General features: G+C 64.1%; 22 protein-coding genes, 5 tRNA genes and 1 pseudogene. 8 read left to right on the top strand and 20 right to left on the bottom strand.

Annotated features, from left to right (window positions below):
- Nucleotides 1–15: 15 nt before the first annotated feature.
- Genes H3V53_RS28035 through tsaB form a run of 4 tightly spaced genes read right to left on the bottom strand, consistent with a single transcriptional unit; the run spans nt 16 to nt 3,503 of the window.
- Nucleotides 16–1,059: a DUF1853 family protein gene (locus H3V53_RS28035; RefSeq protein WP_336600696.1), complete on the bottom strand. Its 1,044-nt coding sequence runs from the start codon at nt 1,057–1,059 to the stop codon at nt 16–18.
- Nucleotides 1,056–2,168, bottom strand: a complete 1,113-nt coding sequence (locus tag H3V53_RS28030) for a uracil-DNA glycosylase (protein WP_336600695.1) — start codon at nt 2,166–2,168, stop codon at nt 1,056–1,058. Before H3V53_RS28030 ends, H3V53_RS28035 begins: the two co-directional genes overlap by 4 nt.
- Entirely contained in the window at nt 2,155–2,649 is a 495-nt protein-coding gene (gene rimI, locus H3V53_RS28025) for a ribosomal protein S18-alanine N-acetyltransferase (RefSeq protein ID WP_054926629.1), read from the bottom strand. Before rimI ends, H3V53_RS28030 begins: the two co-directional genes overlap by 14 nt.
- A complete protein-coding gene (gene tsaB / locus H3V53_RS28020; protein WP_336600694.1) occupies nt 2,646–3,503 on the bottom strand; it encodes a tRNA (adenosine(37)-N6)-threonylcarbamoyltransferase complex dimerization subunit type 1 TsaB in 858 nt (285 codons plus the stop codon). The genes rimI and tsaB overlap by 4 nt, the downstream gene beginning before the upstream one ends.
- A 156-nt stretch (nt 3,504–3,659) precedes the next feature.
- Between tsaB and H3V53_RS28015 the strand changes: the two genes are divergently transcribed.
- The 3 genes and pseudogenes from H3V53_RS28015 to aceA all read left to right on the top strand — a co-directional run bounded on the left by H3V53_RS28015 (nt 3,660) and on the right by aceA (nt 7,697).
- The gene (locus H3V53_RS28015; protein ID WP_336600693.1) at nt 3,660–3,929 is read left to right on the top strand and encodes an acyl-CoA-binding protein; all 270 of its coding nucleotides are present in this window, start codon (nt 3,660–3,662) and stop codon (nt 3,927–3,929) included.
- A gap of 408 nt (nt 3,930–4,337) precedes the next feature.
- A pseudogene (locus H3V53_RS28010) lies at nt 4,338–6,001 on the top strand (DEAD/DEAH box helicase).
- Between the two features lie 388 nt (nt 6,002–6,389).
- Nucleotides 6,390–7,697, top strand: a complete 1,308-nt coding sequence (gene aceA / locus H3V53_RS28005; protein WP_054926635.1) for an isocitrate lyase — start codon at nt 6,390–6,392, stop codon at nt 7,695–7,697.
- Between the two features lie 363 nt (nt 7,698–8,060).
- On the opposite strand, the gene H3V53_RS28000 is transcribed toward aceA, so the two are convergent.
- Nucleotides 8,061–8,495, bottom strand: coding sequence for a universal stress protein (locus H3V53_RS28000; protein WP_054926640.1), 435 nt, complete (start codon nt 8,493–8,495; stop codon nt 8,061–8,063).
- Nucleotides 8,496–8,753: 258 nt separating this feature from the next.
- Nucleotides 8,754–9,656 carry a LysR substrate-binding domain-containing protein gene (locus H3V53_RS27995; protein ID WP_054926636.1) on the bottom strand — a complete coding sequence of 301 codons (903 nt, stop codon included), beginning with the start codon at nt 9,654–9,656 and terminating at the stop codon, nt 8,754–8,756.
- Between the two features lie 154 nt (nt 9,657–9,810).
- On the opposite strand from H3V53_RS27995, the gene H3V53_RS27990 reads away from it, so the two are divergent.
- Nucleotides 9,811–10,608, top strand: coding sequence for a haloacid dehalogenase type II (locus tag H3V53_RS27990; protein ID WP_336600692.1), 798 nt, complete (start codon nt 9,811–9,813; stop codon nt 10,606–10,608).
- Between the two features lie 138 nt (nt 10,609–10,746).
- The gene (aceB, locus tag H3V53_RS27985) at nt 10,747–12,339 is read left to right on the top strand and encodes a malate synthase A (RefSeq protein ID WP_336600691.1); all 1,593 of its coding nucleotides are present in this window, start codon (nt 10,747–10,749) and stop codon (nt 12,337–12,339) included.
- Between the two features lie 253 nt (nt 12,340–12,592).
- On the opposite strand, the gene H3V53_RS27980 is transcribed toward aceB, so the two are convergent.
- Together H3V53_RS27980 and rraA are read right to left on the bottom strand one after the other, a co-directional pair.
- Nucleotides 12,593–13,000: a gamma-glutamylcyclotransferase family protein gene (locus H3V53_RS27980; protein WP_336600690.1), complete on the bottom strand. Its 408-nt coding sequence runs from the start codon at nt 12,998–13,000 to the stop codon at nt 12,593–12,595.
- A gap of 48 nt (nt 13,001–13,048) precedes the next feature.
- Complete coding sequence (gene rraA / locus H3V53_RS27975; RefSeq protein ID WP_336600689.1) at nt 13,049–13,543, bottom strand: ribonuclease E activity regulator RraA; 495 nt, start codon at nt 13,541–13,543, stop codon at nt 13,049–13,051.
- Between the two features lie 152 nt (nt 13,544–13,695).
- Here rraA and H3V53_RS27970 point away from each other — a divergent pair, with 152 nt between their 5' ends.
- Nucleotides 13,696–14,580 carry an AraC family transcriptional regulator gene (locus H3V53_RS27970; protein ID WP_336600688.1) on the top strand — a complete coding sequence of 295 codons (885 nt, stop codon included), beginning with the start codon at nt 13,696–13,698 and terminating at the stop codon, nt 14,578–14,580.
- Between the two features lie 69 nt (nt 14,581–14,649).
- On the opposite strand, the gene H3V53_RS27965 is transcribed toward H3V53_RS27970, so the two are convergent.
- The 7 genes from H3V53_RS27965 to gltX all read right to left on the bottom strand — a co-directional run bounded on the left by H3V53_RS27965 (nt 14,650) and on the right by gltX (nt 17,614).
- The gene (locus H3V53_RS27965) at nt 14,650–15,114 is read right to left on the bottom strand and encodes a GNAT family N-acetyltransferase (protein ID WP_336600687.1); all 465 of its coding nucleotides are present in this window, start codon (nt 15,112–15,114) and stop codon (nt 14,650–14,652) included.
- A 194-nt stretch (nt 15,115–15,308) separates the two neighbouring features.
- Nucleotides 15,309–15,385 (bottom strand) — tRNA-Asp (locus tag H3V53_RS27960).
- Between the two features lie 77 nt (nt 15,386–15,462).
- Nucleotides 15,463–15,538: transfer RNA gene (locus H3V53_RS27955), tRNA-Glu, on the bottom strand.
- 66 nt (nt 15,539–15,604) lie between these two features.
- Nucleotides 15,605–15,681 (bottom strand) — tRNA-Asp (locus H3V53_RS27950).
- Between the two features lie 77 nt (nt 15,682–15,758).
- Nucleotides 15,759–15,834, bottom strand: a tRNA-Glu gene (locus H3V53_RS27945).
- 144 nt (nt 15,835–15,978) lie between these two features.
- Nucleotides 15,979–16,054 (bottom strand) — tRNA-Ala (locus tag H3V53_RS27940).
- Nucleotides 16,055–16,204: 150 nt separating this feature from the next.
- On the bottom strand, nt 16,205–17,614 hold the full coding sequence (gene gltX, locus H3V53_RS27935) for a glutamate--tRNA ligase (protein WP_054927224.1): 1,410 nt from the start codon (nt 17,612–17,614) through the stop codon (nt 16,205–16,207).
- A 399-nt stretch (nt 17,615–18,013) separates the two neighbouring features.
- On the opposite strand from gltX, the gene H3V53_RS27930 reads away from it, so the two are divergent.
- Nucleotides 18,014–18,967: a patatin-like phospholipase family protein gene (locus H3V53_RS27930; protein ID WP_336600686.1), complete on the top strand. Its 954-nt coding sequence runs from the start codon at nt 18,014–18,016 to the stop codon at nt 18,965–18,967.
- 134 nt (nt 18,968–19,101) lie between these two features.
- Here H3V53_RS27930 and H3V53_RS27925 read toward each other — a convergent pair whose 3' ends face one another.
- The 5 genes from H3V53_RS27925 to H3V53_RS27905 all read right to left on the bottom strand — a co-directional run bounded on the left by H3V53_RS27925 (nt 19,102) and on the right by H3V53_RS27905 (nt 25,697).
- The gene (locus tag H3V53_RS27925) at nt 19,102–19,773 is read right to left on the bottom strand and encodes an NlpC/P60 family protein (protein WP_054926645.1); all 672 of its coding nucleotides are present in this window, start codon (nt 19,771–19,773) and stop codon (nt 19,102–19,104) included.
- Nucleotides 19,774–19,930: 157 nt separating this feature from the next.
- Entirely contained in the window at nt 19,931–21,532 is a 1,602-nt protein-coding gene (locus H3V53_RS27920) for an ABC transporter ATP-binding protein (RefSeq protein ID WP_336600712.1), read from the bottom strand.
- 14 nt (nt 21,533–21,546) lie between these two features.
- Nucleotides 21,547–22,653: an ABC transporter permease subunit gene (locus H3V53_RS27915; RefSeq protein WP_054926647.1), complete on the bottom strand. Its 1,107-nt coding sequence runs from the start codon at nt 22,651–22,653 to the stop codon at nt 21,547–21,549.
- A gap of 1 nt (nt 22,654) precedes the next feature.
- Nucleotides 22,655–23,695: an ABC transporter permease subunit gene (locus H3V53_RS27910; RefSeq protein ID WP_054926648.1), complete on the bottom strand. Its 1,041-nt coding sequence runs from the start codon at nt 23,693–23,695 to the stop codon at nt 22,655–22,657.
- A gap of 76 nt (nt 23,696–23,771) precedes the next feature.
- Nucleotides 23,772–25,697 (bottom strand): extracellular solute-binding protein, encoded by a 1,926-nt coding sequence (locus H3V53_RS27905; RefSeq protein ID WP_336600685.1) that lies wholly within the window; start codon nt 25,695–25,697, stop codon nt 23,772–23,774.
- A 119-nt stretch (nt 25,698–25,816) separates the two neighbouring features.
- Here H3V53_RS27905 and fabI point away from each other — a divergent pair, with 119 nt between their 5' ends.
- Complete coding sequence (gene fabI, locus H3V53_RS27900) at nt 25,817–26,608, top strand: enoyl-ACP reductase FabI (protein WP_054926650.1); 792 nt, start codon at nt 25,817–25,819, stop codon at nt 26,606–26,608.
- Nucleotides 26,609–26,778: the final 170 nt, after the last annotated feature.

Raw genomic sequence — 26,778 nt, 5'->3', positions numbered from 1 at the left:
AGACCTGCGCCGATCCTAAGGCTGACGCGACGTCCGGTGCGTCGTCTGACGCGCGAATGCCTGCGCGCGCTCGGGCCAGTCGTCGGGCACGATGAAGCCGCGCGAGCGCTCGGCCCACTGTCCCGCGCGATGCTCGGCGAAGGCCGCGACCATCGTCGGCCCCGTTTGACGCGCGAGCTGCTGCGCGAGCGCATCCGCCGACACGAAACTCGCCGCGTGATGCGCATCGCGCAGACGCGGCGCGAGCCATTCGAGCCTCGGCAGCACGATCCACGCATCGGCATGATCGCCCGCAAACGACGGCCAGTCGGCGCGCGTCGTCCACCAGCCGCGCGCATGGGCCGGATCGATTTCGACGGGATCACGCTCGTTCGCGCCGTTGCGATAGAAAAGCCATCCTTTGACGAACATCTGCGCGTCCCACGGCCCGGCATGGCCAAGTGTCGCGAACTCTTCGCGCGCGCTCAGCCGCAACTGATGATCGAGCAGATGCGCGAGTTTCAGATCGAAGCGGTCCTGCAGATTCGGACCGACGTAACTCGCCAAGCCATTTCCGACTGCATTGCCCGCTGCATTGCCCGCTGCATCCGCGCGTTCATCGCGGCCGTTACCTGCGTGCAGATAGCATTTGACGGCCAGCTCCCAATGCAGCCGCCGGCCCGTGAGTGTTTCGACGAGAAAGTCGCACTCGCCGAGCGTCACGCCCGCGCGCCGCAGCGCGACGTTGGCAGCGATGAGCCGGGCGGCGGGCCCCTGCTTCAGAAACCACGCGAGCAGGCATTCGGCATAGCGGCCAAGCCGTGTCACGCGCGCCGCCGCGACATAACGTTGCAAAGGAGCAGGATCGGCGTCCTGTGCTTCGAGCCAGTCCAGCGCCGCGGCGGCTTCGTCGGGCGATTCGAACGGCTGCGCGAGCACGCCGAGTGGCGGTTGCGCGCGCAACAGATCGGGACTGAACAGCAGCCACGCGATGTCGCGCACGGCGGCATCGCTGAGCGCGTCGAGCCGGGCCGTCGATGGCGCCTCGAATGAAGCTGTCGACCCGGCGTCGTCGATCATTTCGCCGTGTCCCCTTGCGCGTCCGCGCGGCGCCAGGTGTCGCGGGCAAGGCACAGGTCCTGCCACGACTTCGCCTTGTCGCCGAGGCTGCGCAGCAGATACGCGGGATGGTAGGTGACGATCACGGGCACGCCTTGGTATTCATGCACGCGCCCGCGCAGCGACGAAATGCTCGCTTCCGTTTTCAGCAGGCTCTGCGCGGCGAAGCGGCCAAGCGCGACGATCAGCTTCGGCTTCACGAGTGCGACCTGGCGCTGCAGGAACGGCTCGCAGCGCGCCACTTCGTCCGGCTCCGGATTGCGGTTGCCAGGCGGCCGGCACTTGATGACGTTGGCGATGTACACATTCGTGCCGCGCGCGAGATCGAGCGAGCGCAGCATGTTGTCGAGCAGCTTGCCCGCCTGGCCGACGAACGGCTCGCCCTGCCTGTCCTCGTTCTCGCCGGGCGCTTCGCCGATCAACATCCAGTCCGCCTCGCGATCGCCGACGCCGAACACCGTGTTGGTGCGCTTCTCGCACAAACGGCAGCGCTCGCAGCCGGAGACGCGCGCTTCGAGCGCGGGCCAGTCGAGCATGTCGATGCCCGGCTGCGCCGGGTCATCCGTTCGCGCTTCGGCTGGCGATGGCGGATCGGCGGGAAGATCGTCGAACCACGCGAAGTCGTCGTCGGCGAATGACGCTGAGGCGTCCGCGTCGGCGGGCCGTGGCGCTCGTTCGAGAGGCTCTTGGCGTGCTTCGTGCGGGGCGTCGGCGCGGCTGACGACGGGTTGGTCGCCGCCGCGCAGGCTGTCGTCGACAAATGACGCCGCGTTCGGCGCAGCGGATGTTGCGGCTCGCGACGCGCGCTGTGCGGCCACTTCGTCCCTTTCCGCAGCCGACGTGGCTCGCGCCTGTGCGACAGCCGGATTGCGTTGCGCGTCAGCGTCGGCGTCAAGGTCAACGTTAAAGGGCGCCTCGGCCGCTATTGCGCGAGGCGCAGCCTCATCGGCATCGGCGACGCTTTCCAGCGACAGCGAGCCTCGCGAATCATCGTCGCCGTGAGCCGTCCCGCGACGCACCCACATCGGCGCGAGGCCCAGTTCTTCCAGCGCGAATTCATGCAGCGCCATCAGCGCCCTCCTTTGCAAAACTGAAACGCATCACGATGGCATCCTCCCGGCTGCGATGACGCGCCGGATAGTAGTTCTTGCGCCGGCCAATCGAAGCAAAGCCAAAGCGCTCGTACAGCTTGATCGCGCGATGGTTCGACGGCCGCACTTCGAGCAGCATCCCCGCGAGCCTTTCGCTGCGCGTAATGCGCACGGCTTCGCGCAGCAGCGCAAGGCCCGCGCCCGCATGCTGCGCGACGGGCGCGACGCACAGGTTCAGCAGATGCATCTCGTCGACGACGGGCATCAGCACGCAATAGCCGATCAGCGTGCCCGTCACGTGCCGCAGACACACGCCGAAGTAACCGTTGCGCAGCGAGTCCTCGAAATTGCCGCGGCTCCAGGGAAATTCGTAGGCGAGCTTTTCGACGGCGGCGACCTCGTCGAGATCGCCCTCTGTCATGGGGGACATGTAGCGGTCCGCCAGCAGCACGCCGCTCATCGTGTGCCCTCGTTGCGAGCGGCATGCGCCGCCTCGCCGCTTCCATCTGCGCTTCCATCCGCGCTTCCATCCACGCGTCCCGCCGACGCCTGCTGCGCCGCCTTCGCCGCCATGCGCTCTTCCGTGGTCTGCGCAACCTTGTCGCGGATGTACTCGGGCGCGGCCTGATCGGCGGGCAGCGTGCGGCCCGCGCGGAATGCGCGCAGCGCGGCAAACGCGACGGGCAACGCGTGCGGCACGGCTTCGTGATCGACGGCCTGCGCGGACGCGGCCGCCTTCAGACGTTCGCCGAACGCCGCCGCGGCATTGCCCGCCAGCGTGAAGGGCTGATCGGGCAACGCGAGCGCATCGGGCGAACCGAGCGACGCAGCGTGCACCGTGCGCCACTCGCCCGTGCGCTCGTCCCACGCAAAGTCGGCCCAATAGACTTCGTCCATGCGCGCATCGAGCGCCGCGAGCACGCGCGCGGCCGACGGGTCGCGCAGCCGCGCACTCTCCGCGCAGGCGAGCAGCGTGCCGATGGGCACGACGGGGCAATCCAGCCCGAACGCGAGGCCCTGCGCCACGCCCGTCGCGGTGCGCAAGCCGGTGAAGGAACCCGGCCCCGAACCGAACGCGATCGCGTCGCAGTCGGCGAGCGCAAGGCCTGCTTCGTCGAACAGTTCGCGAATGGCCGGCAAAAGCCGCGTGCTGGAGACCGCGCCCGTCGCTTCGTGGCGGGTCCAGACGCGCGGCGCGGGAGCCGACGCGCGCGCGTCGGCCGATGAGGCTTGATCGGCGGAATCGGCGGACAGCAAGGCGACCGAGCAGAATTCGGTCGACGTATCGAGGGCAAGCAGCACGGTTTGGGTCATGACCGCTATTGTAATGCGCCACCTGCCGTCGCCGGATGCCAACGCGCGCGACACGAGGCGAGGTGCCCGCCCGCATTTGGAAGGATCGCTCCAGCTTCGCGACACGTCCCGTTGCTATGATCGACGCCCTATCTCAAAACAAGCATGGAGGATCTGATGAGCGACGTGGACGCTCTCTTCGCGAAGGCCCAGGAAGACGTCAAGCAACTGCCGGAGCGTCCGGGCAACCTCACGCTGCTGCGCCTGTACGCACTCTTCAAGCAGGCCACCGACGGCGACGTGCATGGCGACAAGCCGGGCTTCACCGATATCGTCGGCAAGTACAAGTACGACGCATGGGCCGCGCTGCAAGGCACCGCGCCGCAGACGGCCATGCAGCAGTACGTGGAGCTGGTCGAGTCGTTGAAAAACGGCACGGCCGCGTGAGATCGGCCGCCGCTCGGCTGCATTCATTCTTCACACCGAAAGCAGCCGTTCATTCGGAAAGTTCTTAACGGTGGCGCGGTGCAGCAAAAATCGATATAATGCTCGCTGCGCTTCACCGCTTTCGCCGGCTTCCGGCGCTCTGGCAGAAAAAGCGCCCGTAGCGTTTTGCTCCAATCCAGTTTAGAACCTGTCCCCTCCTGCATGGCCCCACGGGCCGCAAGTCCAGGCTGGCGGCAAGCCAATCCCGGCCTGTCGCATCCGATACAGCTTCTAACGAGAAACTCGCCTTCATTGCCGCGAGTTGCCCCCGTTTTTTGATTTGCTCGCTGCTTCTTTGCTCGCTGAATCCGACGACTTGGGTATGCCGATTGGCGCCGACGTGTTTTTTCCCATGATTCAAGGATTCTCATGACTTCGAGCAATACCTCCAGCCCGTTGAACGCCATCGCCGATCAAGCTCTCGGTCTCGACACGCCGGAAACGGCTGTGCAAGCTCCCGAAGCCGAAGGCCCGACGTTCGCGTCGCTGGGTCTGTCGGCGGAGATCGTCTCGGCATTGACGGCCGCCGGCTACAAGGCGCCGACACCCGTGCAGCAGCGCGCGATCCCGGCTGGCATCGCGGGCCGCGACCTGCTGGTGTCGAGCCCGACGGGTTCGGGCAAGACGGCAGCGTTCATGCTTCCCGCCATCGAGCGTTTCGCCCAGTTGCAAAAGGCGCAGGCCAACCAGCCGCGCGAGCCGCGCACCGACAACGCCGGTGGCCGCAGCCGCCGTCCGATGCCCGTCGCGCGTCCGGGCCTGCTGGTCCTCACGCCGACCCGCGAACTCGCGATGCAGGTCACGACGGCCGCCTCGACATACGGCAAACACCTGAAGCGTCTGCGCACGGTCAGCATCCTCGGCGGCGTCGCGTACGGCCAGCAGTTGATGCTGCTCGCGAAAAACCCTGAAATTCTCGTCGCCACGCCGGGCCGTCTGCTCGATCACCTGGAGCGCGGCCGTATCGACCTGTCGCAACTGCAGATGCTCGTGCTCGACGAGGCCGACCGCATGCTCGACATGGGCTTCATCGACGACATCGAAACCATCGTCGCGGCCACGCCCGCGACGCGCCAGACGATGCTGTTCTCGGCGACGCTCGACGGCAAGATCGGCTCGCTGACGGGCCGTCTGCTGAAAGACCCCGAGCGTATCGAGATCACGCAAAAGATCGAGTCGGGCGCCAACATCGCGCAGAGCGTGCACTACGTGGATGACCGCGATCACAAGGATCGTCTGCTCGACCATCTGCTGCGCGACACGAGCCTCGACCAGGCCATCGTGTTCACGGCGACCAAGAGCGACGCCGACATGCTTGCCGGCCGTCTCGCCGACGCCGGCTTCGAATCGGCCGCGCTGCACGGCGACCTGCCGCAAGGCGCGCGCAATCGCACGATCCGCGCGCTGCGCGAGCGCCGCGTGCGCGTGCTGGTGGCCACCGACGTCGCAGCACGCGGCATCGACATCCCCGGCATCACGCACGTGTTCAACTACGACCTGCCGAAGTTCGCCGAAGACTACGTGCACCGCATTGGCCGCACGGGCCGCGCGGGCGCTCGGGTGTCGCGGTGAGCCTCGTGCACCACGCCGAACAGGGCGCGCTCAAGCGCATCGAGCGCTTCGTGCGTTCGCCGCTGCCCGTCAACGTCGTCGCCGGCTTCGAGCCGCGCAAGGCGCCGCCCGCGAACGGTCGCGGCAGCTTCGGCGGCCGTGGCCGTCCGGGCGGTGGCAATGGCGGCCGACGCTTCGGCAGCGGCGGCGGCAAGCCGGGTTACGGCAACGGCGGCGGCTACGGCGCGCGTGACGGCAATCGCGGCGGCTATGGCGCGCGCGAAGGCGGCAATGGCGGCGGCCGTAGCTGGGGCGACAAGCCCGCCGGCGGCAACCGTGAAGGCGGCTTCGGCGGTTCGCGCGACGGAGGCGGCTATCGCGGCGAAGGCTATCGCGGCAACCGCGAAGGCGGCTTCTCGCGCGAAGGCGGTTACGCGGCACGTCGCAACGACGGTCCGCGCAACACGCGCCGCGGCGACTAAATCGCCTGCGTCGCACTCGCGGAACCTGCTCATGCACGGCCCCCGGCCGTCTGCAACGCAGAACCGGCGCTTCGGCGCCGGTTTTTTTTTCGCGTCCGCGAATATTCCACAATGCGAAAAATTTTTTTGCGTCGTAAAAAACCGTGCTGCGTGGCACAACACGACCGGTTGCGAGATGGAAAATCTCATTTCTTATTGTGAAACAAACATCACAACGTATTGAATCTTAAAGAATAAAAATCTCACGAAAAGACGTGGGCGCGGCTGTTCCGCCTCCGGCCTTTTGCCTAGACTCTTATATAAGAGTTCGCGAAACGAAACGCCTCCGGCAACCCGCTTCGCGAAGTCACCGGACCTACGAACCCTCTTAAGGCAAAAGGAGCACACCATGTCGCGCAACGAACAGGCAAAGCAGCTTCAACAACAATGGGAAACGGACAGCCGCTGGAAGGGCATCAAGCGCGGCTTCACGGCGGAAGACGTCGTGCGTCTGCGCGGCTCGATCCAGCCCGAGCACACGCTCGCCCGCCGCGGCGCTGAAAGGCTGTGGCAAGCCATGCACGACGAGCCGTTCGTCAACGCGCTTGGCGCGCTGACGGGCAACCAGGCGATGCAGCAGGTCAAGGCCGGCCTGAAGGCTATTTATCTATCAGGCTGGCAGGTCGCGGGCGACGCCAACGTGGCGGGCGAAATGTATCCGGACCAGTCGCTGTATCCCGCCAACTCGGTGCCGCTCGTCGTCAAGCGCATCAACAACACGCTGACGCGCGCCGACCAGATCCAGTGGTCGGAAGGCAAGAATCCGGGCGACGAAGGCTACATCGACTACTTCGCGCCGATCGTGGCCGACGCGGAAGCCGGTTTCGGCGGCGTGCTGAACGCGTTCGAACTGATGAAGGCGATGATCGAAGCGGGCGCGGCAGGCGTGCACTTCGAGGACCAGCTGGCTTCCGTGAAGAAGTGCGGCCACATGGGCGGCAAGGTGCTCGTGCCGACGCGCGAAAACGTCGCGAAGCTGACGGCCGCGCGTCTCGCCGCCGACGTCTGCGGCGTGCCGACTGTGCTGATCGCGCGTACCGACGCAGAAGCCGCCGACCTGATCACGTCGGATGTCGATGACAACGACAAGCCGTTCCTGACGGGCGAGCGTACGGTCGAAGGCTTCTTCCGCACGAAGCCGGGCCTCGAACAGGCTGTGTCGCGCGGTCTCGCGTACGCGCCGTATGCCGATCTGATCTGGTGCGAGACGGGCAAGCCGGACCTCGAGTACGCGAAGAAATTCGCCGAGGCGATTCACAAGGAATTCCCGGGCAAGATGCTGTCGTACAACTGCTCGCCGTCGTTCAACTGGAAAAAGAACCTCGACGACGCGACGATCGCGAAATTCCAGAAGGAACTCGGCGCGATGGGCTACAAATTCCAGTTCATCACGCTCGCGGGCTTCCACGCGCTGAACTACTCGATGTTCAACCTCGCGCACGGCTACGCGCGCCAGCAGATGAGCGCGTTCGTCGAACTGCAGCAGGCCGAATTCGCCGCCGCCGAGCGGGGTTTCACGGCCGTGAAGCATCAGCGCGAAGTCGGCACGGGCTACTTCGACGCCGTCACGCAGACGGTCGAGCGCGAAGCGTCGACGACGGCACTGCACGGCTCCACGGAAGACGAGCAGTTCTTCGATAACAAGAAGGTCGCCTGAACCGTCTGACGTCATCGGCGGATTCAACGGCTGGAAGATGCGCGCCGCTTCTCACCGCGTCTTCGCATAGCTTCTCGCATTGCTTCCTGCACGCAGCAGCGTGAAAAACGGCCCCGTAGAGGGCCGTTCTTCACATCTTCCACGGACGAAGTCCGGGCGGCAGCCCCATGCCGCCCGGCGTGCTTAGGGCGATTGCGCGCGAAGTCTCCGAACCGGATCGAGACAGTCAGCTACGTCGCGTATCTGCCGCTGCGAATCCGCGTGCCGGCCAGACGCTGGCGTGCGCTTTTATCTGCACGCGTGGACACGCGTCGCTTGCGTTCGGAACCGGCGTAGCGTCAACGTCCGGCGGACGCAACGCCCTTATCGATAGACGATCACCGGAATCTTGGTATGTGTGAGCACGCGCTGCGTCTCGCTGCCGATCAGCAGACTGCCGAGTCCGCGCCGCCCATGCGACGCCATGAAGATCACGTCGCAGCCGCCCTGCTCGGCGGCTTCGATAATGCCGAGATACGGCGACGGATGCACGCTCGTCTGACTCGTGCACTGGACACCCGCGCCGCGCGCTGCCTCCTCCACTTCCTGCAGATGCTGGCGCGCCTCGCGCTCGCTGCGGTCCTGAAAGTCGACGGGCGGCTCGATCACGACTTCCGAAAAAGGCGAGTACGGATACTGCGGCAGGCACGCATACGCGGTGACGCGCGCGCCGACGGCCTGAGCAAGGTCGATCGCGCCGTCGATGGCCTTCTTCGACAGGTCCGAACCATCGGTCGGAACGAGGATGTGCTTGAACATGATGCCCTCCGTCGTCGACTGCAGGTGTGGAATGCGCGTGCCTGCCGTCCTGTGCCCCATGCCTTTCCAGGCGGGACGACGCCTGAGCCTCTGCGCGCGCAACCGCCTGCGCCGCAGCGGTCGAGAAGCCGCGCGGCGGGCTGTCAGAACGATTGTAGTGCGCCGAAATGTCGTGCAAGCGGCGCGTGCGGGCATGTCCGCATATCGGAAACCCGCGCGCAGTCCAACACGCAGCGTGCGGCCAGGCAGCCGCTGCCGTCAGACCCAGTAGGCCGGATTGCCATATGTATGCTTCAGAAAGTCGAGGAACAGACGCACGCGCAACGGCAAATGACGCCGCTGCGGAAACACCGCGTGAATTCCGATGGGGGGCGCGGCGTACGCATCCAGCACGCTCACGAGGCGCCCCGCCGCGATGTCCGTGCCGACTTCCCACCACGAACGCCACGCGAGCCCGTGCCCTTCGAGGCACCACTCGTGCAGCACCGCGCCGTCCGAGCACTCCATCGTGCCCGACACCTTGATCGTGACGACCTTGTCGCCCTGCTGGAACACCCAGCCGCGCTGCTGGTTCGCGCTCCCGCCGAGCGCGAGGCAATTGTGGTGCGCGAGATCGGCGAGCGTCTGCGGCGCCGCGCGACGCGCAAGGTAAGCCGGCGATGCCACGCACACGCGTTTGTTCTCACCCAGTTTCAGCGAGACAAGCGACGAATCAGGCAATTCTCCAAGCCGAACGGCGCAGTCGAATCCTTCATTGACGAGATCCACCATGCGATCGGACAGATCGAGCGAGATCGACACGTCCGGATGTGCGAGCGCGAACACGGGCACGAGCGGCGCGACGTGCCTGCGTCCAAAGCCGGCGGGCGCGGACACGCGCAGGTGGCCGCTCGCCTTCACGCCGCCCGCGGAGACGCTGGCCTCGGCGTTCTGCATGTCGTGAATGATGCGCTGACAGTCCTCGAGAAACGCCGAGCCTTCGTAGGTCAGCGTGATGCGGCGCGTGGTGCGCACCAGCAGCTTGACGCCAAGGCGCTCCTCGAGCGCGTCGATGCGGCGTCCGATGATTGCGGGCGCGACGCCCTCGGCCTGGGCTGCCGCCGACAGGCTGCCGCGCGCGGCGACAGTCACGAAAGTCTCGATCTGCTTGAAGCGGTCCATCTGCGAAGGGTGGCGCGCAATGATCGCGCACGAATTAGACGATTCGCGTCAGATTAGGGTGATGAAAGTAAAAGATCAAGTGATCGTTAGACTCTTTTTTAGCACCAACCGTCACGAATAGAATCCATCCCGACCTCTGAAGGAGCGCAAGGCAATGTCGGCCACAACGACACTCTCCCCCAAAGCAGTGATCTTCGACGCGTATGGCACGTTGTTCGACGTCCATTCCGTCGTCGCTGCCGCGGAGCAGATGTTCCCCGGCCACGGCGATGCCCTTTCGCAGTTGTGGCGGCAAAAACAGATCGAATACGCGCAGTTGCGCACGGCCTCCGATCCCGCCGGCGCGCGCTATCAGCCGTTCTGGAACATCACGCTCGACGCGCTGCGCTTCGCCGCACGCAAGCTCGGCCTCCCGCTGAACGCGGCCGGCGAAAAGCGCCTGATGGACGAATACGCGTGCCTGTCCGCATTCCCCGATGTGCTGCCTGCATTGCGCCAGTTGCGCACTATTCGCGGTGGATCGGGCGGTACGTCAGGCGATGCGCGCATCGGTCTCGCGATTCTCTCGAACGGCAATCCGCAAATGCTCGACATTGCTGTCAAGAGCGCAGGGATGTCGGGGATGTTCGATCACGTGCTGTCCGTCGATGCCGTGCGCGCGTTCAAGCCCGCGCCCGCCAGCTACGCGCTCGGCACCGGGGCGTTCGGCGCGGCGCCCCGCGAGATCGTTTTCGTGTCGTCCAACGGCTGGGACGCGTGCGGTGCGAACTGGTTCGGCTACACCGTGTTCTGGCTCAACCGTCAAGGCGTACCCGCCGAGGAGCTGGGCGTTACGGCGCACGGCACAGGTCGCAGCATGAGCGACCTGATCGCCTTTATCGCCAACCACATCGACAACCACACTTCGCCCGCAAAGACCGCAAGGAAAGCGGGCAAACACGAACACCGATAGCGCACGCGATACCGATTAACCCCGCAGCGCCACAGCCCTGGTGCGTGCGGACCTGGCGCCCGATGCGCAATGGATCAGGACGGCGCCTTGCAACTGCATCAACACGCAACTTTGAAACTGACCGACCAAGGAGAAATCATGGCGAATACGTTGTCGCTTCCACAGGGCATGACCATCACCGGCGAGAGCCGGCCCGGCTTCGAGGCCATTCTGACGCCGCAGGCGCTGGAACTCGTCGCGAGCCTGCATCGCACGTTCGAGCCGCGTCGCCAGGCACTGCTCAAGGCGCGCGCCGAGCGCGCCAGGCGTCTGGATGCCGGCGAGCGCCCCGATTTTCTCGAAGAAACGAAGAGCATCCGGGAAGGCGACTGGACGATCGCGCCGCTGCCGCTAGATCTTCAATGCCGACGCGTCGAAATCACGGGCCCCGTCGAGCGCAAGATGGTCATCAACGCGCTGAACTCGGGCGCGGACGCGTACATGACGGACTTCGAGGATTCGAATGCGCCGAGTTGGGCGAACCAGATCACCGGCCACGTCAATCTGAAGGAAGCCGTGCGCCGCACGATCTCGCTGGAGCAGAACGGCAAGTCGTACCGGCTCAACGACAAGATCGCGACGCTGATCGTGCGTCCGCGCGGTTGGCATCTGGACGAGAAGCACGTGACGGTGGACGGACAACGCGTGTCGGGCGGCATCTTCGACTTTGCGCTGTTCCTGCATCACAACGCGAAGGAACAGCTGTCGCGCAACACGGGGCCGTACTTCTATCTGCCAAAGATGGAAAGCCATCTGGAAGCGCGGCTGTGGAACGACATCTTCATCGCGGCGCAGGAAGCAGTCGGCGTGCCACGCGGTACGATTCGCGCGACGGTGCTGATCGAAACGATCCTGGCCGCGTTCGAAATGGATGAGATTCTGTACGAACTTCGTGAGCACAGCTCAGGACTGAACGCCGGACGTTGGGACTACATCTTCTCCGCCATCAAGAAGTTCAAGAACGACAAGGACTTCTGCCTCGCGGATCGCTCGCAGATCACGATGACGGTGCCGTTCATGCGCGCGTACGCGCTGCAACTGCTGAAGACGTGCCACCGGCGCCACGCGCCTGCCATCGGCGGCATGAGCGCGCTGATCCCGATCAAGAACGATGTGGCCGCAAACGACAAGGCGATGGCGGGCGTGCGCTCGGACAAGGCGCGCGACGCGACGGACGGCTACGACGGCGGCTGGGTCGCGCATCCGGGCCTCGTGCCCATCGCAATGGAAGAATTCGTCAAGGTGCTCGGGGACAAACCGAACCAGATCGGCAAGCAACGCGACGACGTGCAGGTGACGAGCAAGGATCTGCTCGACTTCCGGCCGGAAGCGCCCATTACGGAAGCGGGCTTGCGCAACAACATCAACGTCGGCATTCACTACCTTGGCTCGTGGCTGGCGGGAAATGGCTGTGTGCCGATCCACAATCTGATGGAAGACGCGGCGACGGCGGAAATTTCACGCTCGCAAGTCTGGCAGTGGATTCGCTCGCCGAAGGGCAAGCTCGACGACGGCCGCAAGGTGACGGCCGAACTCGTGCGCGAACTGTCGGCGCAGGAGCTCGACAAGGTGAAGGCCGCGATCACGGGCGACACGAAGCCATACGATCGCGCCGCGCAGATCTTCAGCGACATGTCGACGGCGCAGAATTTCACCGAATTCCTGACGCTGCCGCTTTACGAAGAACTTTGACGCTGGACAGTGCGAGGACAGGCGCGCCAGCCTGGATGCCTAAGCCGCGACGCGACCGCGTGCGGCGTGGCTGGATCTGCGGGATTCGCGCTCGATCTGTCGCGGTAGCGTAATGGTTGACCGACCGGGGTGGCCTGGCGGGCGTCATGCCCGCTGGGCCATTCTTTTTCCTTGCTGCGCGCGTTCTTTACAGGTGCCGACGGAGGAATGTGGCGCTGAATATAGCGCCGCATGTCGTGTCTCAAGCGAGCCGTCAGCGTCCGTTCGTGCGCCGATGCGCGACCCAATCGCCGCCGCGAATCTCCGGCAAGCCGGTGACGGCGTCGGACTGCACGGGATAATAACGGCACGTCACGGGCGTACCTTCGACTTCGACGATCACTTCGCGCGGCATGAACAATCCTTCGACGCCCGGATAGACCTGTTCGATCTCGTCGAGTACAGCAACGAGTTCGTCGTCGATTTCGTAGACGTCGCCTCGCACGTGAACGCCCGCTTCGTCTGGCACGAAGCCCGGATAGGCGCCGAAATCGAACAGCCGGCCGCGCAAGGTGGCTGCGCCGATCAGCGTCGGTGCCGCGATGTCGTTGCGCGCCGCCGCGGCGCCGATGTCGTTGATTTCGCCCGCACGCAAAGTGCCGTACACAAACACGTTCTGCATCAGTCCACTACCCTCCGTTCGCACACATCTCAATCGCCGCGCGAGGCTTCACAGAAGCGACGCGCTCGCCACCAGGATTCCGTCGACATCCGCATACAGCCATTCGCCCGGACGCACGATCGTACCGGGCAAATGCACCGGGACGTCGCGCTCTCCGCCGCCGCGCTTCTGGCTGCGCTGCGGATGCGTCGCAAGCGCGGCGATGCCGAGATTGCACTCGTTCAATTCCAGCGTGTCGCGCACGCAGCCGAACACGACGATCCCAGCCCAGCCGTTCTTTTCACCGAGCTTGCCGAGATTGCCGCCGACCAGCGCGCAGCGCAGACTGCCGCCGCCGTCGATCACCAGCACGCGGCCCGCGCCTTTTTCTTCGAGCGTGGCGCGCACTAGCGTGTTGTCTTCGAACACCTTGAGCGTGACGGCTTCGCCGCCAAAGCACGAAGCGCGGCCAAAGCGGCTGAACACGGGCTCGAGCACGCGCAACGTGCCCGCTGCCAACTGGTCTTCGTGGGCGTCGCACAGGTCTGCGGTTGCAAAATTCATCGACGTCTCCCGGTGAAACGAATCCGGTGCATTATGCCGCGCCATTTTCGCGATGTCGCATCGTCCGATCGGCCAATGGGCGGACGAAGTGCACAACCCTACAATGACAAACGTCACGCGGCCGATTGTCGGCTGCTTACTTTCGTTCCGACATGACCGAAGCTGCCCGCTCCACGCCGCTCGCGCCACCAGCGCCGGCCGAATTGTCCACGCGCGTCGATTTCGCCGACATTCCACCGGAGTTCGCGCCCACGCCGACGCACCCCATCCGCGTGCGCTCCCGGCCCATGCCCGCTGGCGTTCGAATCGCGCGGCACACGCACGCGTGGGCGCAGGTGGCGTACGCGTCGCGTGGCGTGCTGCGCGTCGGCACGTTCGGCACCACGTGGATGGTGCCGCCGTCGCGCGCGATATGGGTGCCGCCGTATGTGCTGCACGAAGTCGTGATCGTCGAAGAAGCTTTCCTGCGCACGCTCTACATCAATGAGGCGGCCGTGCCGGCAGGACTGGACGCGTGCAGGGTCGTCGAGGTGTCGGGGCTGTTGCGAGAAGTCATTGCAGCCCTCGACACGTCAGATCTGCCAACCGAGCGCGAGCGGCTCTTGGGCGCGCTGGCGCTCGACGAAATCACGCGCTCGCAGCCCCTGCCGCTATCCGTGCCGATGCCGACGGAAAAGCGCCTGCGCGCGTTGTGCGAAGCCGTGCTGGCCGATCCCGCCAACGCCGACTCACTGGAGCAATCGGCCTCGACGATCGGCGCCAGCACGCGCACCATCGCGCGACTCTTCCGGCAAGAACTCGGTGTCAGCTTCTCGCAATGGCGTCAGCAAGCGCTGCTCGCTCGGGCAATCCCGCTGCTTAGCCAGGGGCGGCCGCTATCGCACGTGGCGCGTGAGTTGGGCTACAAGAGCCAGAGCGCATTTTCGGCGATGTTCCGGCGCGCGTTCGGAGAAAGTCCGCGGGCATTCATGGTGCGTGGCGCGGAGCACCGGCGTGGCGAGCGGGAGCGCGATGAGGAAGAGGACAGTTCGATGTGACGGGAGCGCGGCTGCAGCGGCTCTCCACATGAACCGCGCCGAAGATCGGTGCGGTCGCCCGCAACGTGCTCAAACGCGCCGCGCCATATGGCGGATCGAACCCAGCTGCGCGAGCCGCGGGCCTGCGAGCCGATAACCCATCCGTTGATAGAGCCGTGCGGCGGGATTATCGACGAATACGCGCAACTGCAATTCCGCCAGCCCGCGCGCCCGCGCCCAGCGGTGAGAAATATTCAGTAGATACGTGCCCGCGCCGCGCCGCCGATGCCCCTCCGCAATCTGCACGTCGCGGATATGCAGCGAGTCGCCCTCTTCCGTGATGCGCAGCACGCCGATCCGTTCGCGATCCACCTCGAGGATGAAATTTTCAGACTCGCGCCAGCTCGCAAGAAACAGATCGCTGCGCCACACGAGGTGATGCCGGCGATAGTATCCGCCCATGTTGTTGCGCGTCAGCGCCTCGGCGAACTGGAAGTCGTCCATGCTGGCCTTGCGCAAATGGAAGGGAGATGGAGCGTCGGTCGGGTCGAGCATCGCACGGGGACGGAAGAGTCGATCCGCTCAACGTTAAGTCACGTCGATCGCGGTGGCAATGGCTGTTTGCCCCACAACGATATTTGCCGGCGTTTCTTGTGCCGTTGCCGGCGGTGTCGGCGAATCTCAGCGATGCGCAGATTCGGGGCGAAAAAACAAAAAAGCCCGCTGACAATTCAGCGGGCTTCTTGTCTTGGCGGAGCGGACGGGACTCGAACCCGCGACCCCCGGCGTGACAGGCCGGTATTCTAACCGACTGAACTACCGCTCCAGTCTTGCTACCTGACTTGCGAGCGTCGGTTAGATCTCGCAAGCGCATTGCTTCAACTTCAAGCAACGCCAGTATTCTGGCGTCCCCTAGGGGATTCGAACCCCTGTACTCACCGTGAAAGGGTGATGTCCTAGGCCTCTAGACGAAGGGGACAACGTACTTCACACTTTACTGCTTACACCTTTAATGAAAAAGCCCGCTCACCGAACGGGCTTAATCTGGCGGAGTGGACGGGACTCGAACCCGCGACCCCCGGCGTGACAGGCCGGTATTCTAACCGACTGAACTACCACTCCAGTCTTGCTACCTGACTTGCGAGCGTCGGTTAGGTCTCGCAAGCGCATTGCTTCAACTTCAAGCAACGCCAGTAATCTGGCGTCCCCTAGGGGATTCGAACCCCTGTACTCACCGTGAAAGGGTGATGTCCTAGGCCTCTAGACGAAGGGGACATAATCTTTGCAGATCTGTCTCGTTCTTGCCGCTAACTTCATTCATCAGCAGCGAAGACCGCCATTTTAACTGCTTTACAACCGCTTGTGAAGTCTTTTTTGCTACAACTTCCGGCTAACCGGAGCGACTTCACTTTGTTCTGATGGTGGAGGTAAGCGGGATCGAACCGCTGACCTCTTGCATGCCATGCAAGCGCTCTCCCAGCTGAGCTATACCCCCTTGCAGAACAGAAGCGAGATTGTAGATAGCAATTTTTGCTTTGTAAATACCTTTTGAGTCGCTTCGTGCAATTTTTTTGCGAGGCTGCGTTTGCGTCGCGCCGTTCGTTTCGCAGCCTCGTGGCGCGGGCCAGATGCACCCCGTCGAAGCTCAGCCCAACGCCTTTTCGATCCGGCTCACGACCACATCGCGACCGAACAACATCAGCACGCTGTCGATCGAAGGAGTGTGCGTGGTGCCCGCCACCAAAAGACGCACAGGCATCGCGAGTTGCGGCATCTTGAGCTTGTGCGCGCCGAGCGTCGCTTTCAGCGCCGCGGCGATGCCCTCCTTGGTCCATTCGCAGTTCTTTAGTGCCGCGGCAAGATCGGCAAGCGCCGGACGCACCGCATCCGTCACATGCTGCGCAAGCGCATCGGCATCGGGAGTGGGCTCGCGATAGAACATCGCGGCGTTATCGACGATTTCCTTCACCGTCGACGCGCGATCCTTCATCAGACCGATCGCGCCCGCCAGATCCGGGCCCCTCGCGATCGCTGCGTCGTCGATGCCGAGCGCCGCGAAAAACGGCTTGCTCAGATCGGCGAGACGCGCGTTATCCGCTTCCTTGATGTAGTGGTTGTTCAGCCAGTTGAGTTTGTTGTGGTCGTACTGCGCCGGCGACTTGCCCAGGTGCTCGAGATCGAACCATTCGATCAGCTGTTCGCGCGAGAAAATTTCGGCGTCGCCGTGCGACCAGCCCAAACGCGCCAGATAGTTCAGCACGGCTTCCGGCAGGTAGCCGGCGTCGCGGTAGCCCATCACGCTCATGGCGCCGTGACGCTTGCTCATCTTTTCGCCCTGCTCGTTCAGCACGGTCGGCAAGTGCGCGTACACGGGCGGCTCGGCGCCGAGCGCACGCAGAATGTTGATCTGGCGCGGCGTGTTGTTCACGTGGTCGTCGCCGCGAATCACGTGCGTGATCTTCATGTCGAGATCGTCGACCACGACGCAGAAGTTATAGGTCGGCGTGCCGTCCGGACGCGCGATCACCAGGTCGTCGAGTTCTTCGTTCGAGATTTCGACGCGGCCCTTCACGGCATCGTCCCACGCGACGACGCCCGTCAGCGGATTGCGAAAGCGCAGCACCGGCTTCACGCCTTCGGGCGGCGTCGGCAGCACTTTGCCGGGCTCCGGGCGCCACGTGCCGTCGTAGCGAGGCTTCTCGCCTGCGGCGCGCTGACGCTCGCGCAACGCGTCGAGCTCTTCCGTCGACATGTAGCACGGGTAGACGAGCCCCTGTTCCTGCATCTGCGCGAGCACTTCGCGATAACGGTCCATGCGCTGCATCTGATAGAACGGACCTTCGTCGTAGTCGAGCCCGAGCCACTGCATGCCCTCGAGAATCGCATCGACGGATTGCTCGGTCGAGCGCTCGACATCCGTGTCCTCGATACGCAGCACGAACACGCCCTTCGATTTGCGCGCGAACGCCCACGGATACAGCGCAGAGCGGATGTTGCCGAGGTGGATGAAGCCAGTTGGGCTCGGAGCGAAGCGGGTGCGAACGGGAGTGGTCATGTGCGATAACTCGAAGGCGGACGCCTGCGCCGCCGAACATCGAATGCGGGCGCGGCTACGAAAACGGTTCGCGTACCACGCCGACGACAACAGCATGCAACGGCGCGAACGCGATGAAAAAGAGACACGAATTATACCCGTCGAAGCCCGGGCGCATGGGATCGCGGCGTCGTCACGCCGCGGCCGCGGCGAGGCGCGCCTGTCCGGTCCAGCGCCTTCGATGGCGCCCGTGGAGGATTTCCTCGACCCGCGTCGCCGTGGGCCCCGTTTGCATTAAGATGTGCGCGCGCTGCCAACCGGCTCTGTGCAGCGCGCGTCGATCGCCGCCGGCGATCGCCTTTGCAAGACACGCGGCGCGACGCTTCCGGATGAACGTCGGCGCCGTCGCTGGAGAGTTCGTTGAAACCGTCATCGCCACACCTGTCCCGCCGTACATTTTCGATCGCGGCGGCTTCCGCCGTCCTTTCCGCTTGCGCGTCGACGGGCGGCAAGCCCGAGAACGTCGCGCCGACACCCAGCACCGCGTCGATCCCGCCCGCACCGCTCGCCATCAAGCCGCAGCGCCCGCTGCGCGTCGGGCTTGCGCTGGGCGGCGGCGCCGCGCGCGGCTTTGCCCATATCGGCGTGATCAAGGCGCTCGAGGCACGCAACATCCAGGTGGACCTGGTATGCGGCACGAGCGCCGGCTCAGTGGTCGGCGCGCTGTATGCGTCGGGATTGAACGGATTCGCGCTCAACAAGCTCGCGCTGACGATGGACGAAGCATCGATCAGCGACTGGGCCATGCCGTTTCGCACGCGCGGCCTTCTGCAAGGCGTCGCATTGCAGAATTTTCTGAACAAGACGCTCGACAATCGGCCGATCGAAAAGATGACAAGGCCGCTCGGCGTCGTCGCAACGGATCTGAAAACAGGCCAGCCGATTCTGTTCCAGCGCGGCAACACGGGCATCGCAGTGCGCGCGTCGTCGAGCGTGCCTTCCGTGTTCGAACCGGTGAAGATCGGCGGACACGAGTATGTCGACGGCGGCCTCGTCAGCCCGGTGCCCGCCTCGTTCGCGCGCAAGATGGGCGCGGACTTCGTGATCGCCGTCGATATTTCCGCACGCCCCGAGACCGCCGTGACCGAAAGCTCATTCGACGTGCTGATGCAAACTTTCACGATCATGGGTCAGACGATCAAGGCGTATGAACTCGACAAATACGCTGACGTTGTGATTCGTCCGAATCTGAATGCAATGAGCGGTACCGACTTCGGACAGCGCAACGCGGCGATCCTGGCGGGCGAAGAAGCGGCAGCGCGCATCGCGCCGGAACTGCTGCGCAAGCTCGCCGCCGCGCGCGCCACCGTCTGATTGTTGATGTTCGCTCTCGCAGCAAAACTGTCGTACGCGCGAAAATCAAGCGCGGCAACGTGATGTGACAAAGCAAAAGGCCCGCTTCGGCAGAAGCGGGCCTTTGATTTCAAACCGTTCGACTGTCGATCGTCCTAGTTGCTGCCACCGATCGTCGCGCTGACGCGCTGACGCAGCTCCTGTTGCTGCGGCACCGTCGACTCGATACGGCGCGCGCCCGTGAACCGCTTTTCCCAATAACCGTCGTCCATGTCGTCGACACGGATCGTGCTGCCCGTTGACGGCGAATGCACGAACTTGTTGTCGCCGATATAGATGCCAACGTGCGAGAACGTGCGGCGCATGGTATTGAAGAAGACGAGATCGCCCGGCTTCAGATCCGAAACGCGAACCTTCTCGCCGACACGGCTCATTTCTTCCGCGCGGCGCGGCAGCGCCATACCGAGCGTGTCCTGGAACACGTAGCGGACGAAACCGCTGCAATCGAGGCCGGAATCCGGCGTATCACCGCCCCAACGGTACCGCACGCCGATCATGTTCAGCGCGCCGACGACGACGTCGCCCGCCTTGCCGGCCATGCCCGACAAAAACGAACGGGCGCCGCTCTCGGAATTCGACGCAGCGCTTGTGCTGGCTTGTGTGGTGGAGGAGACAGAGTTCGACCCCGAGGAGGTCGAAAATGAGGCATTCTGGTTAAAGCTGCTTACTTCATCGGCGAAAGCGCCGGGAGCTGCGGCCATCAGTACGCCAATGAACATCCCGGCGACGACGCGCGTGCAAGCCTGGGTGAGATTTCGGTGCTGCATTGGTCTGGTGGTTGGTCTTGGTTATCGCAGTAGCTGCGGTAGTTTTTGCCTGTAAATCAACAGGCTACGAAAAGTTTGGTCGATACTAGCCAGTAAGTATTCCATTGTCAAAACAAATAGAAAAATTCAATGGCGCGCCGCACCCAATTGGTGAATGTCAAGTCGCGAAGGCGGCTTTCAATAGCTTTCGAGTGTAAGGATGCGCGGGTTCGGCGAACACGTTCCCGACCTCCCCGGTCTCCACGATTGCACCGTTTTGCATCACCGCCACCCGGTGCGCCATCGCGCCAATCACGGCGAGATCGTGGCTGATGAACACAAACCCGAGGTTGTATTTCTGCTGCAACCCCGTTAACAGTTTCAAGACCTGTTGCTGGATCGAGACGTCGAGCGCACTGGTCGGCTCGTCGAGTATCAGGATGCGCGGCTCGAGGACGAGCGCGCGCGCAATCGCAATGCGCTGCCGCTGCCCGCCGGAGAACTCGTGCGGATAACGGTGCAGCGCCGTGCGGTCGATCCCCACTTCCCGCAGCACGGAAACGACCTTGTCGCGACGTGCGTCGCTCCCGAGTTGCGGCCGATGAAGCGCAAGTCCCTCGCCGACAATCCGCTCGATGGTTTGCCGCGGCGAAAGTGAACTAAAAGGATCCTGGAAGACGACCTGCATGCTGGAGCGCAACGCCGTCTGATCGCGCCCCCGATAGCTGCCAAGCGCCCGGCCCTGAAATTCGATCTCGCCGTGCGAGACGCGCTGAAGGCCGAGCAGCGCCATCGCCAGCGTCGATTTGCCGGAACCCGATTCGCCGACGATGCCAAGCGTCTCGCCCTGACGCACCGACACCGTCGCGTCCGCCACCGCGCGAAAACGGCCCGAGCGAAACCAGCCGGCGAAACCCGGCAGCTTCGTCCGAAAATCGACGCTCACATCACGCGCGTCCAGCAGCACAGGCGAAATGGGCAGCACGGGCACCACGGTGCGCTCAGGCCGGCTTTGCAGCAGCCGTTGCGTGTACGGATGCTGCGGCGACGCGAACAGCGTCTCGACGGGACCGCTCTCGACGAGCACGCCCTTCTCCATCACGGCCACGCGCTGCGCGAAGTGCCGCACGAGATTCAGATCGTGCGTGATCAGCAGCACGGCCATGCCGCGCTTTTCGGCTTCGTCGCGCTGCAGTTCGAGCAGCAGTTCGACGATCTGCGCCCGGATCGTCACGTCGAGCGCGGTGGTCGGCTCGTCGGCGAGGAGCAGCCGCGGGCGGCACGCGAGCGCCATCGCGATCATGGCGCGCTGCCGCTGGCCGCCCGACAACTGATGCGGATAGCTGTTCACGCGCTTGCCCGGCTCCGCGATGCCCGTGCGATCGAGCAGCGCGACGGCGCGCTTGCGCGCCTCGCTTGCGCCGACGCCGTCGTGCAGCACGATGGTTTCGGCGATCTGTTCGCCGACCGTGTACAGCGGGTTGAGCGCCGTCATCGGCTCCTGAAAGATCATCGCGATGTCGGAGCCGCGCAGCCCGCGCATCTCGCGCTCGCTTTTGGCGAGCAGGTCTTCGCCGTTGAAGCGGATCGAGCCGCTCGTCTGCGCGTCGCTCAAGAGCCGTAGAATGGATAGCGCCGTCACGCTCTTGCCGGAGCCCGACTCGCCGACCAGCGCCACGCGCTCGCCGCGACCGATTGACAGCGATACGCCATCGACGGCGACCGTGTCACCGAACGTCACGCGCAAGCGGTCGATATCGAGCAACGGCCCGTCGTACATGGCGGGTTGCGCGCTCACTGGTTGCCTCCCGCCTTCATTGCATCGGAGATGCGCGTGTCGAGCGCGTTGCGCAGCGCGTCGCCCATGAAAGTCAGCAGCAGCAGCGTCACGACGAGCACGCCGAACGTCGACATCGAAATCCACCACGCGTCGAGATTCGCCTTGCCTTGCGCGAGCAGCTCGCCGAGGCTCGGTGTCGGCGGCGGCACGCCAAGGCCGAGAAAGTCGAGGCTGGTCAGTGCGAGAATCGCGCCGCTCATGCGGAACGGCAGGAACGTGATGACGGGCGTGAGGCTGTTGGGCAGCACGTGACGCCAGATGATCTGCCAGTTCGACAGGCCCATCGCGCGCGCGGCGCGCACGTAGTCTTGTTGACGGTTGCGCAGGAACTCGGCGCGCACGTAGTCGGAAAGCCCGATCCAGCCGAACAGCGACAGCAGCACGATCAACAGGATGAAGCCCGGCTCGAAGATCGACGCGAAGATGATCAGCAAATACAGCTCCGGCAACGCGCTCCAGATTTCGATCAGCCGCTGCCCGATGATGTCCGTCTTGCCGCCGAAAAAGCCCTGCACGGCGCCCGCCAACACGCCGAGCACGGTGCCGATCAGCGTCAGCACGAGCGCAAACTCCACCGACACCGCAAAGCCATACACGAGCCGCGCGAACAGGTCGCGGCCGCGGTCGTCCGTGCCGAGCCAGTTGTCGCGCGAAGGCGGCGCGGGGTTCGGCACCTTCGAGAAGTAATTCAGCGTGTCGTAGTAATAGCGGTTCAACGGGTAGATTGCGAAGTTGCCAGGCGCGTCGAAGCGATGCTTGATGTACGGATCGAGATAGTCGGCCGGCGTCGGGAAGTCGCCGCCGAACGTGGTCTCGGGGTAAGACTTCACCAGCGGAAAATAGAAGTGGCCGTCATAGCGCACCACGAGCGGCTTGTCGTTCGACCACAGCGGCGCGGCCACACTCGCCGCGAATGCGACGACGAACACGATCAGACTCCAGTAGCCGAGCCGCTGCTGCCGGAAGCGCAGCCACACGCGGCGCGCCGGCGAAGGCGACACGAACGCGCGCACCGGCTGCGCGCGCGACGACACTTCGGCATCTGTACGAACGCGGCTCAAATCAGCGCTCCAGTTGTTCGAATTGAATGCGTGGATCGACCCACACGTAGCAGAGATCGGAGATGAGCTTGGTCGCGAGCCCGATCAGCGTGAAGAGATACAGCGTGCCGAGCACGACGGGATAGTCGCGCCGAACCACCGACTCGTACGACAGCAGCCCGAGCCCATCGAGCGAGAAGAGCGTCTCGATCAGCAGACTGCCCGTGAAGAACGCGCCGATGAACGCCGCCGGAAAGCCGACGATCAACGGCAATAGCGCATTGCGAAACACGTGCTTCCACAGCACGCGCCGCTCGGACAGCCCCTTCGCGCGCGCCGTCAGCACGTATTGCTTGCGGATTTCATCGAGGAACGCGTTTTTAGTCAGCATCGTGACGACGGCAAAGCTGCCGACCACGGAGGCCACGATGGGCAGCGTGATGTGCCACAGATAATCGAGAATCTTGCCGGACAGGCTCAACTGCGCCCAGTTGTCGGAGGTGAGATTGCGTAGCGGAAACAGCTGCAGAAATGTGCCGCCGCCGAACAGCACGAGCAGTAGCACGCCGAGCACGAAGCCAGGAATCGCGTAGCCGATCAGCACGATCAGGCTCGTCGCGACATCGAAGCGCGAGCCGTTGCGCACCGCCTTCGCGATGCCGAGCGGCACGGAAATCAGATAGGTGAGAAAGAACGTCCACAGCCCGATGCTGATCGACACAGGCAGCTTCGACACGATCAGCGACCACACGCTTTGGTGGCGAAAATAGCTCTGGCCGAGATCGAAGTGCGAGAAGCGCTTGAGCATCAGCCAGTAGCGTTCGAGCGGCGGCTTGTCGAAGCCGTACAGCGCCTTCAGTTGCGCGACCTGCTGCGCATCGACGCCGCTATGCGCGCGCAGTCCGAATGGCGCGCCACCTTCGGCCGTGTTGCGGCGCAGTTCGTGCACCGCCTGCTCGACGGGTCCGCCCGGCACGAACTGGATCACGGCGAAGGTCAGCGTCAGCACGCCGATCAACGTCGGGATCATCAACAGCAGACGTTTGAGGATATAGCTCCACATGGCGGCCGTCCGGAATCAAAAGTGCATGAAGGTCACGCGGTCAGTGCGCTCGTTGCGTTTATTGCGCTCATTGCGCTCATTGCGCTGATTGGGCTGATTCGGCGTTCGCGAACCACCACATCGAGGTGATCCACCCTTCCGCCGTATAGTACAGCGGCAGCGTCTTCGGCCAGGCGAAGCCGCGCTTGAACGCCACGCGATGCGTCGCGCTATACCAGTGCGGCACCATGTAGTAGCCATTGATCAGCACGCGATCGAGCGCATGAACGGCGTCGACGAGCTGCTCGCGCGTCTGCGCGCCCGTGAGCGCGCTCAGGATCGCATCGACAGCAGGCGACTTGAGGCCGATCAGATTGCCCGAGCCCGGCTCACCGGCGGCCTTGCTGCCGAAGCGATCGATCATGTCCGCGCCCGGCACCTGCACGTCGGGGAAACGGATCGTCGTGACGTCGAAGTCGAACGCGTCGAGCCGCTTCTGGTACACCGCGAAGTCCGCCGTGCGCGTGCGCGCCTCGATGCCGAGCTTCTGCAGATTGCGGATATACGGCGCATAGACGGGATCGAATGTCGCCGACGAGCCGGAGTCGTCGAGAATCTCGAACACGAATGGCTCACCCTTCGCGTTGCGCAGCGCGCCGTCGCGATACGTCCAGCCGGCTTGCGCGAGCAGCGCGCGCGCTTCGAGCAGATTGGCGCGCAGCGAACGCGGCGGATCCGTGTCGGGCTGCTTGGGCGGCACGCCGAACACGCCCGGTTCGATCTGTGCGCGCCACGGTTCGAGCAGCTTCAGTTCGCCCGCCGACGGCGAACCCTTCGCCTGCAAATCGGTGTTGACGAAGTAGCTGTCGATCCGTTTGTACTGGCTATAGAACAGCTGCCGGTTGAGCCATTGAAAATCGAGCGCGAGATCGAGCGCCTTGCGCACGCGCACGTCGGCGAACAGCGGCCGGCGCTGGTTCAGAATGAAGCCCTGCATCCCCGTGCCGTTGTGCTGCGGAAATTCGCGCTTGATCAGCTCGCCGCTGTCGAACTTCTTGCCGACGTCGCGCCGCACCCAGTTGCGCGCGACGTACTCGACGAGTGCGTCGTACTCGCCCGCCTTGAACGCTTCGAGCCGCGCGGTCGAATCCGAATACAGCTTGTAATTGATGCGCTCGAAGTTGTACATGCCGACGCGCACGGGGAGCTTGTCGCCCCAATAGTGCGGATCGCGTTTGTAGGTGATCGTGCGGCCGTTGTCGTAGCGCTCGATCAGATACGGACCGCTGCCGATCGGTTTCTCGAACGCGAGTTGATCGAACGGCGTGCGACTGCCGTCCGGCTTCACGCCCCACTTGCGCGAGAACACGGGCATGCCGCCCGCGAGCAACGGCAATTCGCGATCGTGCTGCTTGAATTCGAAACGCACCGTCGCGGGATCGACGATCACACAGCGCGCGATCTCCGCGAAATAGGCGGCGTATTGCGGCGCGGCCTGCGGGCTCTTCAAGGTGTCGAACGAGAACTTCACGTCCTCCGCCGTGACGGCGTCGCCGTTCGAAAAGCGCGCGTGCGGATTGATGTGGAACGTGGTCGACAGGCCGTCTGGCGCCACGTCGATGTCGTCGGCGAGCAGGCCGTAGGCGGACGCGACTTCGTCGGCGCTGCCTGTCGTCAGGCTCTCGAACAGCAAACCGATACCGGGCGCCGCGTTGCCGCGCAGCGTGAACGGATTGAACTTGTCGAAGCTCGTCGAGCGGTCGGGATTCGCAAGGACAAGTGTGCCGCCGCGCGGCGCGTCGGGATTGACGTAATCGAAGTGCGCGAAACCGGCCGGATACTTGGGCTCGCCGTATTGCGCGATGGCGTACGCGGCGCTCGCCTGTTGAATCGTGACGGGCGACACGCCGATCAGCGCCCCCACGCACAACGCCGACGCTGTGCAACGCACACGCGAGAGCACACGAATCGGAATGCGCCATGTCGAGCGCGGCGCTTGAACCCGTCGCGTGCTTGTTGTCATGGGTGCCTTATTGGTTCGGTGTGGTCGTTGGGCGGTTGCAATGTGAGAGAATTCTACCCAAAATCCCGCGCGTTCCCGCACCTCGATCTCGCGGCGCGCAGACCTCATTAGGAGAATTCATGGGCTTCCTCGCTGGTAAACGAATCTTGTTGACAGGTCTCCTGTCGAACCGTTCGATTGCGTACGGTATCGCGCAGGCCTGCAAGCGCGAAGGCGCAGAACTGGCGTTCACCTATGTGGGCGATCGCTTCAAGGACCGCATCACCGAATTCGCCACCGAATTCGGCAGCAACCTGGTGTTCCCGTGCGACGTCGCCGACGACGCGCAGATCGATGCGTTGTTCGCTTCGCTGAAAGAACATTGGGACGGCCTTGACGGTCTCGTGCATTCGATCGGCTTCGCGCCGCGCGAAGCAATCGCGGGCGACTTTCTCGACGGCATGACGCGCGAAAACTTCCGCATTGCGCACGACATTTCGGCATACAGCTTCCCCGCGCTCGCGAAAGCCGCACTGCCGATGCTGTCGGACAACGCGGCGCTGTTGACGCTGTCGTATCTCGGCGCCGAAAAAGCAATCCCGAACTACAACACGATGGGCCTCGCAAAAGCATCGCTCGAAGCGAGCGTGCGCTATCTGGCGGTATCGCTTGGCGGCAAGGGGATTCGCGTCAACGGCATTTCGGCGGGTCCGATCAAGACGCTCGCGGCGAGCGGCATTAAGGGTTTCAGCAAGATTCTCGATTTCGTCGAAGACAACGCGCCGCTCAAGCGCAACGTGACGATCGACCAGGTCGGCAATGCGGCCGCGTTCCTGATGTCGGACCTCGCAGCGGGCGTAACAGCCGAGATCATGCACGTGGACAGCGGCTTCAGTTCGGTGGTCGGCGGGATGGCGGCTGTCGGCGAGTGAGCGCGTTGACCGACTCACACCCGCACGTCGTTGCACGTGCAACGGCATAAAAAAAAACCGCCCCGATGGGCTAATGCCGTTCAGTTAAGGTCTTTTCTGAGGTACCGAACGGTGTAACGTGAAGGGCGGGATTTGACGACCCGGTCGCATGCGCGGCCGGGTCGTTTGTC

The sequence above is a fragment of the Paraburkholderia bengalensis genome (assembly GCF_037126505.1).
In the GTDB taxonomy this organism is placed as follows: domain Bacteria; phylum Pseudomonadota; class Gammaproteobacteria; order Burkholderiales; family Burkholderiaceae; genus Paraburkholderia; species Paraburkholderia bengalensis.
This window is presented reverse-complemented; position numbering and strand designations above follow the sequence as displayed.

Bases quoted from the DNA above. Each gene is read 5' to 3' on its own strand.
- H3V53_RS27925 (WP_054926645.1), bottom strand. From the start codon at position 19,773: ATGCAGCACCGAAATCTCACCCAGGCTTGCACGCGCGTCGTCGCCGGG.
- H3V53_RS27905 (WP_336600685.1), bottom strand. From the start codon at position 25,697: ATGACAACAAGCACGCGACGGGTTCAAGCGCCGCGCTCGACATGGCGC.
- H3V53_RS27920 (WP_336600712.1), bottom strand. From the start codon at position 21,532: ATGTACGACGGGCCGTTGCTCGATATCGACCGCTTGCGCGTGACGTTC.
- H3V53_RS27965 (WP_336600687.1), bottom strand. From the start codon at position 15,114: ATGCTCGACCCGACCGACGCTCCATCTCCCTTCCATTTGCGCAAGGCC.
- H3V53_RS27995 (WP_054926636.1), bottom strand. From the start codon at position 9,656: ATGGACCGCTTCAAGCAGATCGAGACTTTCGTGACTGTCGCCGCGCGC.
- aceB (WP_336600691.1), top strand. From the start codon at position 10,747: ATGGCGAATACGTTGTCGCTTCCACAGGGCATGACCATCACCGGCGAG.
- H3V53_RS28030 (WP_336600695.1), bottom strand. From the start codon at position 2,168: ATGGCGCTGCATGAATTCGCGCTGGAAGAACTGGGCCTCGCGCCGATG.
- H3V53_RS27910 (WP_054926648.1), bottom strand. From the start codon at position 23,695: ATGTGGAGCTATATCCTCAAACGTCTGCTGTTGATGATCCCGACGTTG.
- H3V53_RS28000 (WP_054926640.1), bottom strand. From the start codon at position 8,495: ATGTTCAAGCACATCCTCGTTCCGACCGATGGTTCGGACCTGTCGAAG.
- rimI (WP_054926629.1), bottom strand. From the start codon at position 2,649: ATGAGCGGCGTGCTGCTGGCGGACCGCTACATGTCCCCCATGACAGAG.
- tsaB (WP_336600694.1), bottom strand. From the start codon at position 3,503: ATGACCCAAACCGTGCTGCTTGCCCTCGATACGTCGACCGAATTCTGC.
- H3V53_RS28015 (WP_336600693.1), top strand. From the start codon at position 3,660: ATGAGCGACGTGGACGCTCTCTTCGCGAAGGCCCAGGAAGACGTCAAG.
- fabI (WP_054926650.1), top strand. From the start codon at position 25,817: ATGGGCTTCCTCGCTGGTAAACGAATCTTGTTGACAGGTCTCCTGTCG.
- H3V53_RS27970 (WP_336600688.1), top strand. From the start codon at position 13,696: ATGACCGAAGCTGCCCGCTCCACGCCGCTCGCGCCACCAGCGCCGGCC.
- H3V53_RS27980 (WP_336600690.1), bottom strand. From the start codon at position 13,000: ATGCAGAACGTGTTTGTGTACGGCACTTTGCGTGCGGGCGAAATCAAC.
- aceA (WP_054926635.1), top strand. From the start codon at position 6,390: ATGTCGCGCAACGAACAGGCAAAGCAGCTTCAACAACAATGGGAAACG.
- rraA (WP_336600689.1), bottom strand. From the start codon at position 13,543: ATGAATTTTGCAACCGCAGACCTGTGCGACGCCCACGAAGACCAGTTG.
- H3V53_RS27990 (WP_336600692.1), top strand. From the start codon at position 9,811: ATGTCGGCCACAACGACACTCTCCCCCAAAGCAGTGATCTTCGACGCG.
- gltX (WP_054927224.1), bottom strand. From the start codon at position 17,614: ATGACCACTCCCGTTCGCACCCGCTTCGCTCCGAGCCCAACTGGCTTC.
- H3V53_RS28035 (WP_336600696.1), bottom strand. From the start codon at position 1,059: ATGATCGACGACGCCGGGTCGACAGCTTCATTCGAGGCGCCATCGACG.